9 protein-coding genes are annotated in these 13,501 nt (G+C 63.0%); 4 read left to right on the top strand and 5 right to left on the bottom strand.

All coding sequences use genetic code 11. From position 1 onward, the window contains the following. Positions 1 to 156: 156 nt before the first annotated feature. Positions 157 to 3,876 carry a hypothetical protein gene (locus AC1DJT_RS13080; RefSeq protein ID WP_476834198.1) on the bottom strand — a complete coding sequence of 1,240 codons (3,720 nt, stop codon included), beginning with the start codon at positions 3,874 to 3,876 and terminating at the stop codon, positions 157 to 159. A 220-nt stretch (positions 3,877 to 4,096) separates the two neighbouring features. Further along, positions 4,097 to 4,240 (bottom strand): hypothetical protein, encoded by a 144-nt coding sequence (locus AC1DJT_RS13075; protein WP_476768184.1) that lies wholly within the window; start codon positions 4,238 to 4,240, stop codon positions 4,097 to 4,099. A 182-nt stretch (positions 4,241 to 4,422) separates the two neighbouring features. Here AC1DJT_RS13075 and AC1DJT_RS13070 point away from each other — a divergent pair, with 182 nt between their 5' ends. Then, entirely contained in the window at positions 4,423 to 5,646 is a 1,224-nt protein-coding gene (locus AC1DJT_RS13070) for a reverse transcriptase domain-containing protein (protein ID WP_476834197.1), read from the top strand. A 30-nt stretch (positions 5,647 to 5,676) separates the two neighbouring features. On the opposite strand, the gene AC1DJT_RS13065 is transcribed toward AC1DJT_RS13070, so the two are convergent. After that, positions 5,677 to 6,255 carry a hypothetical protein gene (locus AC1DJT_RS13065; protein ID WP_476768186.1) on the bottom strand — a complete coding sequence of 193 codons (579 nt, stop codon included), beginning with the start codon at positions 6,253 to 6,255 and terminating at the stop codon, positions 5,677 to 5,679. Between the two features lie 514 nt (positions 6,256 to 6,769). On the opposite strand from AC1DJT_RS13065, the gene AC1DJT_RS13060 reads away from it, so the two are divergent. The 3 genes from AC1DJT_RS13060 to AC1DJT_RS13050 are packed head-to-tail and all read left to right on the top strand — an operon-like array spanning position 6,770 to position 11,417. After that, positions 6,770 to 9,592 (top strand): xanthine dehydrogenase family protein molybdopterin-binding subunit, encoded by a 2,823-nt coding sequence (locus tag AC1DJT_RS13060; protein WP_476834196.1) that lies wholly within the window; start codon positions 6,770 to 6,772, stop codon positions 9,590 to 9,592. Continuing rightward, positions 9,589 to 10,134: a (2Fe-2S)-binding protein gene (locus AC1DJT_RS13055; RefSeq protein ID WP_476768188.1), complete on the top strand. Its 546-nt coding sequence runs from the start codon at positions 9,589 to 9,591 to the stop codon at positions 10,132 to 10,134. The genes AC1DJT_RS13060 and AC1DJT_RS13055 overlap by 4 nt, the downstream gene beginning before the upstream one ends. Before the next feature lie 5 nt (positions 10,135 to 10,139). Beyond that, complete coding sequence (locus AC1DJT_RS13050) at positions 10,140 to 11,417, top strand: c-type cytochrome (RefSeq protein WP_476768189.1); 1,278 nt, start codon at positions 10,140 to 10,142, stop codon at positions 11,415 to 11,417. Positions 11,418 to 11,484: 67 nt separating this feature from the next. On the opposite strand, the gene AC1DJT_RS13045 is transcribed toward AC1DJT_RS13050, so the two are convergent. Beyond that, a complete protein-coding gene (locus AC1DJT_RS13045; RefSeq protein ID WP_476768190.1) occupies positions 11,485 to 12,135 on the bottom strand; it encodes a TetR/AcrR family transcriptional regulator in 651 nt (216 codons plus the stop codon). Positions 12,136 to 12,140: 5 nt separating this feature from the next. After that, on the bottom strand, positions 12,141 to 13,501 hold a 1,361-nt coding region (locus AC1DJT_RS13040), incomplete at its 5' end, for an efflux RND transporter permease subunit (RefSeq protein ID WP_476834195.1).

Genomic DNA, 13,501 nt, shown 5'->3' with positions numbered 1-13,501 from the left:
CTTTCGGCAAACTCACCATCGCAGGTGGGCCTGCCGATATGGGGCCGAGATCGGACTGGCAGGTTAGGGGGCTCCTGCCAGACGGGAGAGAGGCTTGCAATAGAGCTACCTGATGCCCGCCGCATGGCCTTGCAGCGCGCAAGCTGTCGCGCGGCATTACGTCTGTGCGGGGCTTTCAAGAGCCGATTCCAGCTGCGCAAGGGTGAACAGTTTGACGTCGTGGCCTATCCGCTCGGCTGCAAAGCTCATCGGGACGGTGTGCGCGAAGACCAGAGCGCCATCGATCTTCGCCTCAAGCAGTTGAAGATGGGATTGAAACGCGGTCGCGTTCTCTCGTGCGAGCTCCATCCGTTTAAGATGCTTACGAAGAAGGTCCGGGCGTCCCTTTTCGTCCGTTTTGCCCCGAAATTTGTAGAGTTGCTTGGCAATTTCACTGGAAGTCTTGGCGAATTGGAGGTCCTTGCATTCGAGGAGCATGACACGTCCGTCAGAATGCCACGCAAGTACATCAATATCGCCGGGATCTTCGGATAGCTTGCGGCCAAGAATATGAGGGAACTTTGCGCTTCGTTTTGCCTGCCATCCGAGTTGCTTTAAGCGCGTAACGACACGTTCTTCAAACTCCGCTGCTTCCTTCGCAACGATGTACTCTCTCCAGCTTCGCATCTCTTTTGATGCAATCGAACTGAGATCATACTGGCCGTAGTAAAAATTATGAAGCTGAATACGAAAAGCGTCCCGGATCATGCMGGGCGCAATCACGACATCTGAACTAGGGGACGGTTCGAGCCGAAGAATGGGACGCTGTGCGACAGACAAACGCCGCCTGAACCGCCACGGCTGCCGATCCTGATCGGTGTAGGGCGGCGGGACGTTCTTCCAGCCGTCTCGCGGCAGAAATTCGAGCGAGGCAATAAACTGCTCGGCGCAATCGACGGACTTGGAGAGGTATTGAAGCAATGCCGGTCTGGGCAATACCTCCGATGCCTTCCCGGTCTTGAACAGTCGATTTTCCAGCGCTTCAAGCGCCGTGCGAAAGTTCCCGAGCGAAATGCCCATTTCCGCTTCCCACGCGGTGGCGAAGCGGGCGTCAGTTCGACTGGTCGCCTGTTCTTCGGTGAGTGGTTCGGGATTATGCAGTAATTCCGAATAGTCGCGGCGGCTTCTGTCGATCTGCCCGGTAACAAAGGACTCTCCCACAGGTGTCACGATGGCCTCGAAGAACGACACATCAATCTGCACCTCACCGGCCGGCGAGATGCGTATTTCGGGGCGCATGCCTTCGTAACGGATGGCATCGGAGTAACMGCCGAGATGATGGATCATCATCGCCAGGGCCATCAGATTGGATAGGTCGAAATCTGCAACCTCAAAGCCGGCACCTACCGGGCATTCGCACAATGCCGCCTCTAGAATAATCCGGCTCGCTAAACCGGTGGCGTTGGCCTTTTGAATGCTCTTGGAGACTTCTTCGTGGGCTTCCTGAGGGTTGGCCGAAAGGTCAAGAACAGCACTTGAGGTTCGCTCCCACCGTGACTTGCCGATAATCGATGCCTCGTGATTTTCCACCACGCGGCGGATCAGGGCGTGTCTCTCAAACTGCCTGAGATGCCCGCAGAACATCTTCTCCGCGGCAGTAGTGATCGCATTGAGCACCTTAGTGCATTCATCACGTCCGTGAACCGTACCACCGGGCCGGGGAAGCCCATGCCACCCTAATCCCAGCCGCTGGGAGGCATCATCAAACCGACTTATCTCAACGACGTCGTTCGGAACCGAGTCGCGAACATGATCGCGGAAATCMTGCGGCGCGAACGCGTGGAGCTGCCGAGCCTCGGCCGAGGGAACGATCTTGCGCATAAGCGCGTCAACATCGACCGCCTTGCCTTCTACGAGCGTAACAACCTGTTCAAGGAAGACCTCTACCAAGGTGACTTCAGAGATGTTGTCGGGATGGGAAAGCCCGTGGAAGAACGGCAACCCTATTTCCGTGGCAACAACGCGTGCGCCCTGATCGCAGGATGCCCTGATGGCTGTCTTCAGTTCTTCCACGGGCGGTGGATTGAGCTCTTCCGGTCGGATAGCGGGCCATGCAGGCGTGACGATTTTCCAGGTCAGAAAATCCGGGAGGCTCGGCACGTGCTCCACCAATATAGGGGCAAGGCGCTCCATCCAGACCATCTGCATTTCAAAGACGGGGTAGAGGTCGGAGCGTTCTTCCAAGGGTACGGTTTCAAGCCACCATGTTCGGCTACCCGACCTCCACACTCCACGATAGCGGAGTGATCGAGCATCGAGATGCGAGACATAAACCCGCTGCGTATTCTGCGGCGAACGCTTGCCCCCATCCTTACGGCGGACAACGAGCACCTTGCCTGCCGGATCGCCTACCGCGTGCTTGTCGAAGCGGGCATGGTGCTCGGCCCTGAGCCGCAGATGTGCGTTGGTGGGCACCATGAGGGTGGCACCATCAGCGCCATCCGGCATGGCTTCATGGGGCACCACATGGCCATTGTTCTCGTAGGCAAAGCCGATACGAGCCAGAAGCCCGTTGATCGCCATCAATGGAAAACCCATATGCCCCGCGGCGCCTTCGGCAAGAAGGAACTTGAGCAGTTCGGCGATATTGAAGTCGTGGCGCCAGCCCAACACATCGAGATCATAGCTGCTTATGCCTTCGGCCAGCCAATGTGCGGGACGGGTAAATTCGACCATTTGCGCCCTGCCGAAGCCGCAAAGGACGATGAGCGAAATTCCGAGTTTGAATCCGGGCTGGGCTTTGGTGTCTGCAGCAGCGGCATCTATGGCCTGCTGTAGTTCAGCCCTCATCTTGTCGCTAGATGAGCTGGGCCTACTGAAGCCTGTCTCATTGAATCCGGTGAAGTCATCGGTCAGAAGGACGAGATGGAACCACAAGCCTGGCTGAAACTCGACCGGCTTGGAGGGAACCACATTGGAATCCCGTTTCATCTCCGTGGGAGGGATGCCGATACGCGAAATAGCGGGGTTCAAAGCAAGTTCTTCGGTTTGGGCAATAAGCAGGCCAGTCCACAAGGCGAAGCCTGCCCCGGCGCCGTGACAGGCCTCAATCACTGCTCGCCGTATGGCCGTTCCTATGGCCGATGGCAGCGCAACAACGATCTCATCCTGAAAATCGATCAACGGCTGCCTCTCCAGCCAGCTATCGCCATATCCTCCAAAACCTACATTGCGCTGTGACGGTGGTAAGCAAAACCGACCAAGCGACCGGCGATTTATGCCAGTACGCACCAGGTCGTCATGCGAAAAGGTCACACGCGCAGCCAGCGTCTTGAGCGTCGGAAGGTCACTAACCGGCAACGCATCGAGACCATATTCGCCACCGCGGCAAAAGGCCTCCAACCCTGAGCGAGCACAGACGAGGTCGGACAGCGTAAGCATCGCGCGGCAAGACTGTTTAAGCGCGGCATAGACGCCACGGTCGGGCATGTTCTCGACGGCCGTGAGCATATGCTGCAAGTGATGGCAGTTTGCTTCTGCCAATCCCTCAAGCACGCGGTAATTACGTCCCTCGACATGCACGCTGCCAACGAACACATCCTCAGCCGGATCCTCCATGTGCGCGAAGGCTTGCCCCACCTGCTTAAACCAGCGGGCGGCATCCTGCTTGCTCGCCTTCTTCTTTCCAGAAGCGCTGGCGATAATCAGGTGCGCAATTGCCTCAAGTCTGACCGTGTTCGCCTGAAGTTTTGGAACCGTAAGCAGACCGCCTGCAGCGGCAACGCTGACCCGCAAATCATACGGGTGAAAAACCGACCCGAGACTCTCTGCCTTCGACCCTATCAATTCGGTCAGCATCTGTTGGGTCGCGAATAAGTTGTCGGGAATCTCGTGCATGCTACAGGTCTAGCCGGACCGCAGGCCATCAACAACAAACTGCTTTGCTGATAGCATCGATCAGCTACTCGGAGCGGTCGGCTGTCTAGAGAGGAAGCCGCTTTCAGCGCCGATCTGATCTCTGCAGCGGCCGACGCTCGTTGTTCGAGTAAACGCAACTCGCAGGCCCCTGCGTAAGGGAAAAGTGGGAAGAGGCCGCGAGATGCCCTTGCGGAACAGGCTAGCGACCTCCATCTCTGCCGGGCCGCCGGAATTGGCCGTCGGTACGGTCGTTGAAACTGTCAACCTCATACAGGCCCGCATCGACGATGCCGACGAGCGTCAGCATCATCGCCGCGATCTGTATCGACGAGACTTCGAGCATCGCTCGGACCTCCACGACTACACTATACTGCCTAGCGTTATTTGACCCGCGTTGGGGGACACCTGGTCTGACGAGAACGGGAAGATGCTGACGGATTGAGGCGTGCGTCTGGGGAGCGTCCGGCCAAAACCGGGGCTCTGGGTCGGAGCTAGCTCCCCGGACTCTGCTAGAATGGGATTGCGATGCGGCCGGCCTGGTTCAGCAAGCGCGGATACAAGCATTTCGACGCGCCGGTAGGCGAAGCCTATGCCAAGAACCTTGAGGCTGGAGCCTGTATCAAGCGGCACGCCTGGTCGCCGCTCATACATTATGAAAAACGGGTCAAGCGCTACAAGCGCGATGACGGCAAGACGGTCTACAAGCCCAGGCCGATCATGTACGCGTCCCACCGCGACGCCTGCATCCTGTCGAAATACGCTGCGGACCTGACCCAGCGGCTTGATGATTTCTACCACCGCGAAGGCCTGACGGACCACGTCATCGGCTATCGCCGCCTTGGCAAGTCGAACTACGATTTCGCCGCCGCCGCCGCTCGTTTTGCGAAGGCCAATGCCTCCTGTATCGTGCTGTGCTTCGATGTCTCGGGCTTCTTCGACAATCTCGACCACCGCCTGCTCAAGGAGCAGTTGAAGCGACTGCTCGGCAGCGCTGAGCTGAGCCAGGATTGGTATGGCGTATTTCGGCACGTGACACGCTTCCGCTACGTTAGTCGCGCGGCCCTCGCGGCCAATCCGGACATCGGGCCGCGACTGAGGTCGCGCAAGCCCGAACCCGTCGCCTCGATCGCCGAGGTGAAGGCCGCTGGCATTGCGATCACCTCGAATCCAAACGCCTTCGGCATCCCGCAGGGCACGCCGATCAGCAGCGTGTTCTCGAACCTCTACATGGTCGATGTCGACCGGGCCATGGCGTTCCTTTGCCGTGACAATGATGCGCTGTACCAGCGCTACTCCGACGACATCCTCGTGATCTGCAAGCCCGAGTGCGAGGCGATGATCCAGTACGCCCTGACTGACGCCATCAAGGCCGTGAAGCTGGAGATCAACAGCACGAAGACCGAGCGGGCCGCATTCGATGCCAGCGGCACGGCGTGCTTCCAGTATCTCGGATTCAATGTCACCGAGAAGGGAGCATCGATCCGGCCGAGCTCATTCGCGCGGCAATTCCGCAAGTTGAAATACAGCGTCAAGAAGACCCGTCTGCTCGGCGAGCAGGCGATTGCCGATGGGCGTKCCGATAAGATTTACACGAAACGATTGAGGCGCCGGTTCTATCCTGTCGGTGTAAGGAACTTCTCCGCCTATGGCCGCAGGGCGGAGAAAGCCTTCGGCGCGGGCGACATCGTGCGGCAGATACGCCGGCTGGAACGCCGTGCCGATCGGGCCATACGCGATCTTAATCCATGAACCTACGCATAATCGGCGACCATACGATCACTATAGCGCTTCACTTTGTTCGCGATCGTTGAAGAGCGACGTCCCAACGCAATAGCGCTGGTAGAGAATGATGGTCACGACCTGCGCTAGGATGCGCCGGTGCCCTTCTTCCATGTTGTCGAAATGCATCTGGCCGAAGTCGAGCGCGGCATGAACGCGTCCGGTCGCGGCACTGACAAGTCGGGCTTCATGCAGATCGGCCGATGCCGCCTGCTCCAATAACGACGCGTAGTCAGCGACTATCCAGCGGTTGCCTTTCTTTTGCTGAGGCCACTTGGTTGCTCCCAGATAGGCCTCGATCAGCGCGTCTTCGTCCTCATGGTAGCGAGTGGGTCGCACAGCTCCTGCGATCTCGTCGATGAAGAGGTTGAGATCAGCCGCGAAACTGTCTTCCTCCGAGACGCAGCGCAGGCCGTCGCGGTCCCACACGACCTCCCAGGACGAGGCGATATGGTCCAGTGGACGCAGGCACAGATAGTCCAGCGCATCGGACCGGGCGAAGAATCCGCGAACGGCATCCGCACTATGAATGAGCGGGGTGCGCAAAGCGTTTCCCCTCCTGCCGCCTAGTTTCGCCATGTCCGCCTCAGTTCGTGATTGACCACCGCTCGGCCGGAATGCCGGCACCACCCACCGTGCAAAACGCTAGATAGTGGATAGCCGCGCTCCTCTAAGGCCTCAGACAGACGCCCATAGCGAATGCCGTCAAGCATCCGCTTTCCGGCGGGCGTCGAATGTCGGCAAGTGGCGCGAAGCTGCAGCCAGCGTTCGCGCCTCCGAAAGGGCTGCGCCGCTATTCCCGGAGCCGGAACGACGGTCTTGGGGGCTGCCAGGCGCCGGTTTCATCCACCGGAACTTGAAAGGGGCTGCGTGATCGTTCGCCCTGCAGCGGTCGGCGCCGGCCAAAGTCTCCGCCGACGAATGCGGTTATCGCGCCAGACGCGCGCGCGAGCGCGGCCCGCCGACTCCCGATCAGTAAAACATCCCCCATCCTTGAAACCAGACCAATTCGAATATCGATATACGCGCCCGCGCTGTGCCCATATTATCGGCGAGAGAGCAGAGTCGGCTCGTCAGCGAGCGGGGTGTCGGCATGAAGACAGGTCTATCCCGCAGAACCGTCCTCAAGGCCGCAGTGGCCGGCGTCGCCATCCGGATTTCGCTGCTGCCCTCGGCCACCCAGGCGGAGCTGATCGAGACGCCGCCGCATCCCGGAGCCGATTGGCTTGGCCCCGGCGGCAAGCCGAAATACCGGCTCGACGCCATCGCCAAGGTCACCGGCGGCAAGACGTTTACGCGCGATTACCGGGCCCGCGACCTCGAAGGCTGGCCGAAGCAGCAGGCGCATGCCTTCATGCTCCATGCGACGCGGGTCGACCGCGTCTTCGACAGCGTCGATCTCAGCCTGCTCGGCGAAGACCTCCGGCCGGATCGGCTGGTGCTGCACGAGGACCTCGTCGCGGACGGCGTCGCGATCCCGGCGCCCGGCTTCTACGGCGATGTCTTCTTCGTCCCCAAGGGCCAGACCGCACGCCTGCTCGGCCAGCCGGTCGCGCTGCTGATCTATCACGATTTTGCCCGCTATGACGCGGCCAAGCGCAGGCTGCGCTTCAACGACAAGGTCGTGCGCTACGGCACGGAGGGCCCGTCCACCACGCCCGGCCCCTATGGCGCGGCGCGCTATGTCCGGATCGACGGCGGCACGCCCGAGGCCGAGGACCGCTATTCCGCGCTCAAGGACACGACGATCCGCACCGGCTTCAAGGGCGAGGAGCCGCAATGGCCCGCCGCCGGAGACGGGGACGCCATGGCGCGCGGCATGGCCGCGGCGGCCGAGATCGAGCGCGAGATCGCCAATGCCGGTGACGACGTGCTGGTCCTGCGGCGCAGCTTTACCAGCCAGTCGGCCGATGCTTCGGCGATGGAGGCCGATAATGGCAATGTCTGGTACGAGCGTTCGAGCGGCATGCTGCACGCCCTGATCGCCACGCAATCCCCGCACGAGGTCGCCGAGATGGCGGCCCATATGGTCTCGAAGTCGTCGTTCCCGCTGAAGAGCATCGATCTGAAGATCGGCTACACCGTCGGCTACGGCACCAAGGACCACGCGATCTTCCCGTTCTACTGCGTGCTCGCCGGGCTTTACGCCGAGGGCCGGCCGGTCCGGCTCGCCAATGACCGTTACGAGCAGTTCCAGACCGCGCTGAAGCGCCATGCCTTCCAGATGGACAAGGTCATGGTCATCGACCGCAAGACCGGCAAGTTCCGGGCGATGACCGGGCGCTATCGCAATGATGGCGGCGGGCGCGAGAATTTTTCGGTCTCGGTCGGCACGGTCGGCGCGACGGCGGCGCAGTCGATCTATTACCTGCCGAAGAGCGACTTCTCCGCGGCGATCCTGTCGTCGCGCGCCGTCGATGCCGGCTCGATGCGCGGCTACGGCACCTTGCAGACCATGGCGGCGACCGAGATGATGGTCGACGAGGCTGCCGAAGCGCTCGGCCTCGATGCCATGGAGTTCCGGCGGCGCAATGCGCTGAAATCGGGCATGAAGAACTCGCAGGGCGCGATTCCCTCAGGCGCGCTGCGGCATGACGAGATCCTGGCGCGGGCGGAAAAGCACCCGCTCTGGGCCGGCCGGCACCAGCGCAAGGCCGCCTTCGAGGCCGCCAATCCCGGCAAGAAATACGGCGTCGGCTACGGCCATGTGCACAAGGATTACGGCACCGGCGCCGAAGCGGCGCTCTGCGCGCTCGCATTCGACGCGAGCGGCCGCCTTAAGCTCTCGCATGTCGCGCACGAGATCGGCACGGGCGCCACGACCTCGCAGGCGGTGATGGCCGCCGGCATCCTCGGCCGGCAACCCGACGAGACCGAATTCGGCAAGCTGCGCTGGCCGCAGATGCCGCTCGAGACCAGCGACGAGCCCTATACGCTCTCCCAGGAGGAGGAAGACCGGCGCATGGCGAACCCGCGCTGGACGCCGAGTTTCACCTCGCCGATGAGCGCCTCCAACAGCGTCTACTATCTCGGCCATGCGACGCGCGAGGCGGCCCGCGCGCTTGTCGACCTCGCGCTCTGGCCCGCCGCGCGCTCGCTCTGGTCGCGCGGCATCGGCGGCGGCCAGCTGGCGCCCGAAGTGGTGCGCCGCGAGGATCTGCGCATCATCCGCGGCACGGTCAATGCGGCGGCCATGCAGCCTTTGTCCTTTGCCGAGGTCGCGGCCGAGGCGCACCGGCTCGGCCTCGTCACCGGCGTCACCGTGCACAGCTTTAACCGCTGGCAATGGGCCGAAGCGGAGTTCGAACTGCCGGGCACTGGGCGCCGCCGCTTCGCCATCGATGCGCTGGCGGTGCAATACGGCGAAGGAGCACCAGTCGAGCGCAAGGCCCTGATGACGGAGGGAGGCTGGCACTTCGTCGACCGGGCCTCGGTCTCCTACCCGCCGACGCAGCGCAACAATGCCGGCGTCACCTATTACGCGCCGATGGCGACGCTGGCCGAGATCACCGTCGATACCGGCAGCGGCGAGGTCAGCCTGCTGTCGCATCACTCCATCCTCGAATGCGGCAACCAGATCGTGCCGGAGCTGGTCTCCGGCCAGATCCAGGGCGGGCTCGCCATGGGCATCGGCCACGCCCTGAAGGAGTATCTGCCGCTTTACGAGGACGGGCCGGGCAACGGCACCTGGAACTGGAACCGCTACGAGCTGCCGACATCCAGGGATGTCGCGGTCTGGTCGCAGACGGCCGAAATCCTGCCGCCGCTGTCGGAGACCGATCCGCCCAAGGGCATGGCCGAGGTGGTGATGATCGCGGTCGTGCCGGCGATCGTGAACGCGGTCGCCCACGCCATCGGCAAGCGCTTCTACAGCCTGCCGATCACGCCCGAGAAAATCCGAGAGGCGCTGGCATGACCATCGCGACCCGCACGCTCTCCCTGACCATCAACGACGAGGCCGTCGGTCCCATCGACGTGCCGGAGACGATGATGATGCAGGATTTCCTCTACGAGTATCTCAACCTGACCGGCTCGCGCATGGGCTGCGGCCAGGGCATCTGCCATGCCTGCACCGTGATCGTCGAGAAGGGCGACGGCTCGCTCGAGGAAATGCGCACCTGCATCACCGGCGCCCACTGGTTCACTGGCCGCAAGGTGAGGACGGTGGAGGGGCAGGCCCAGCGCGACGCCACTGGCGCGATCACGCAGCTCTCGCCGGTTCAGCAGGCCTTCATCGAGCATTTCTCCTTCCAATGCGGCTACTGCACCCCCGGCTTCGTCACCGGTGCGACGGTGCTGCTCGACCAGTTGAAGCGCAACCCGGTCCGGCGCGAGGCGCTGGAGCAGGTGATCGGCGAGGCGCTCGACCGGCATATCTGCCGCTGCACCGGCTATGTCCGCTATTTCGAGGCGGTGCGCGATCTCGTCCTCAGGACACCCGGCTTGGTGAAGGCGTAGCGCGCATGGCGAGGAAGCTGCTTCTGGCCGTGCTGACGGTCGCCTTCATCGGTGCGCTCGCGGCGGGAGCCGTCTTCCTCGGCCTGCTGGAGCGCAGCGTCGTGGGCAAGGAGATCGAGCAACCGCTGACGGCGGAGCAGATGAAGGGGCTCGTCAAGCGCGGCGCCTATGTCGCCGTCGCCGCCGATTGCTATGCMTGCCATGTCACCAAGGGCGGCGCGCCCTGGGCCGGCGGGCTGCCCTTCGAGACGCCGTTCGGGACGATCTACTCGACCAATATCTCGCCCGACAAGGAGCACGGCATCGGCGCCTGGACGCGCGCCGAGTTCCACCGCGCGGTGCGCGACGGCGTCGGCAAGAACGGCCATCTGTATCCGGCGATGCCCTACGCCTCCTATCGCAAGCTGACGGCTGGGGATGTCGACGCGGTCTACGCCTTCCTGATGAGCCGCGAGCCGATGAAGGTGGCAAACCGCACCAACCACCTGCCTTTCCCCATGAATATCCGGCAAGGGCTGACCTTCTGGAACCTCGTCAACCTGTCGGGCGACACCAGGACGGAGGTGGCCGGGCGGTCGGAGGCCTGGAACCGCGGCCGCTATCTCACCGACGCGCTCGCCCATTGCGGCGAATGCCATACGCCACGCAACCTGACGATGGGCATGAAGGAGAGCGCCTATCTCCAGGGCTCGGAGCTGGAAGGCATCATAGCGCCCGACATCACCAAGGCCGGGCTGACGCGCATGGGCTTTGATCCGCTGGTCTTCGCAAGCTTCATGAAATCCGGCATCTCGGCGCAGGGCGCCATGACCAACCAGATGTTCGAGGTCGTGCATTTCTCGACGCAATATCTGAGCGCCGACGACCTTGCGGCGATGTCGGCCTATCTGTTCGATCTCGACACACTGCCGGAGCGCGCGACGCCCCCAGTGCCGCCGCAGCCCGTTGCCGTTCCGGCCGAGACGGCAGCATCGGCCCGCGCCACCTATCTCGACGTCTGCGCCAGCTGTCATGGCGTGGACGGGCAGGGCATCCCGCATGTCGTGGTGCCGCTGGCGACCAATGCCTCATTGCGGCTGGCGGATGCGCGCAACCTGAACCGGGTCATCCTGACCGGCATCCCGGCCCAGCGCTTTCCCGGGCTCGAGCGGATGCAGCCCATGCCGGGCTTTGCCGCGCAGCTCAGCGACCAGGAGGTCGCCGACCTCTCCAACTGGCTGCGGGCGAACTGGGGCGGCCAGAAGCCGACCGTAACGGTGGAAGAGGTCCGGCGGCTGCGCTGATCGGCCGGCCGCCTGCGCAATCTGCGGGCGACGCACTGGGCGCTCAGGTCGGCGCGGGCTTCGTTCCTCAGCGCCGGGGCTTGGCCCCGAGCCCCCGCAATGCATAGGCGATGACCTGTTCGATCTCGGGCCTCGCATGCTCCGCGCTCAGCGCCATCATCGTCGGGTGCATGAAGCAGACCATGGTCGTCTTCACACAGGCTGCCCCGGCTGCCGCATCCTCGATGCTGAAATCGCCTGAAGACTGGCCGTCCTCGACGATTGTCCTGATCAGGCCTTCGACGCGCTGGATGTAGCGAAGACAGACGCCCCAGCTTTCAGCCATCGCGTCCTCGACCATGTCGTTCACGCGGCTATTGGTCATGAAATGCCGCTCGCTGAGCTCCGAGAGCGCAAGCAGGAAGGCGGCAAGACGCTCGGGAGGGGACGATTGTCCGGCGGCGATCACCGCGAGCTCGTCGCCGATCTGACCCAGCAGAAGCTCGGCGACGGCCTCGTTGATGGCCCTCTTGCTGTCAAAGAAGCGGTAGACATGTGCCGGGCTCTTACCGAGTTCGGCCGCGATCTCGGCGACCGTGGTCTTCTGGTAGCCAATGGTCGTGAAGAGCCGCCGGGCGACCGCGAGAATCTCCTGCAGCGGCTCGATGCCGTCCTGCCGCCGGCTCGCATTCTCGCTCTGGGCAGTCACGCGCGCCGTGTAACGCGATGGATGTGTCACCAAGGCTACTCCAAGACAGTCGTGAGGTTCGATCGTCGAGCCGGATACGATTCCGGTCCGATGATCTGGTGGGCAACCGAGGTCGCGAAGCTCGGCACAAGCGTGACTGGCTCCGACCCCGCCGGCGCGCCACGCTCATCCAGCGACTTGCGGAACCATAGCGCGTAGAGCGCTGGCAAGAACAGGATCGTGAGAAAGGTCGCGACGAAGAGCCCACCCATGATGGTGACGGCCATCGGGCTCCAAAATGCGCTCGACGACAGCGGGATCATGGCCAGGATCGCCGCAAGCGCCGTCAGCACCACGGGCCGCGCCCGCCTGACCGTCGCGTCGACGATCGCCTCGCGCCGGCTGTGCGATCCCGATGCGACATCGCTCTCGATCTGGTCGACGAGGATGAGCGTATTGCGCATGATCATGCCGGCGAGTGCGATCAGCCCCAGCAGCGCGGTGAAGCCAAAGGGCTGATGGGCGAGATTGAGACTTGCCGATGTCCCGATCAGGCCAAGCGGCGCCGTCATGAAGACCAGGGCCAGGCGGGAAAAGTTCTGCAGCTGGATCATCAACAGGGTCAGCATCGCGAGAAACATGATGGGGAAGAGCACGAACAGCGCGGCGTTCGCCTTCTCCGACTCCTCGACTGCGCCTCCTGTCTCGATGCGATAGCCCGGCTCCAGGTTGTTCTTGATCGACTGCAGGCGCGGCAGGATCTGCGCCGTCACATCCGGCGGCTGGACCCCGTCCACCACGTCGGCGCGCACGGTGATGACGGTGTCGCGGTTGCGCCGCCGCAGGATCGGATCCTCATGGACATAGTCGAGCCTTGCCACCTGGGACAGCGGAACGGCGACGCCGTTGCGGGCGACGATGGTCAGGTCGCCGACACGGCCGAGATCCAGCCTTTCGCTTTCGCCGGCCCGCGCGACCACGGCGACTTGCTCGACGCCGTCGCGAACGGTCGTGACGGTCGCCCCGGAGACGAGGGTCTGCAGCGTCTGCGAGACATCCCGCACGTTCAGCCCAAGGGCACGGGCCCGCTCCTGATCGACCACCAGCCTCACCGAGGGCGACATCTCGTTCCAGTCCAGATGCGGGTTGACCGCGTTMCTGTTGGTGCGAACGGCGTCGCGGACCTGGTAGGAGATCTCGCGCACCTTCATCGGGTCCGGGCCGATCACGCGGAACTGGACGGGAAAGCCGACAGGCGGTCCGAAGGAGAAGCGGTCGACGCGCGCGCGCGCCTGGGTCAAGGCGCCGGCGCCGATCGCGGCATCGAGGCGCGACTTGACGCGCTCTCGGCCCTCGATCGACTTCGTCAGGATCACGATCTCGGCGAAGGCCTCGTTCGGCAGCGTCGGATTCAGGC

This window comes from Allobosea sp. 05T422_2 (assembly GCF_056396265.1).
Note: the sequence above shows the minus strand (reverse complement) of the source record. Positions and strands in the feature narration are given on the sequence as shown.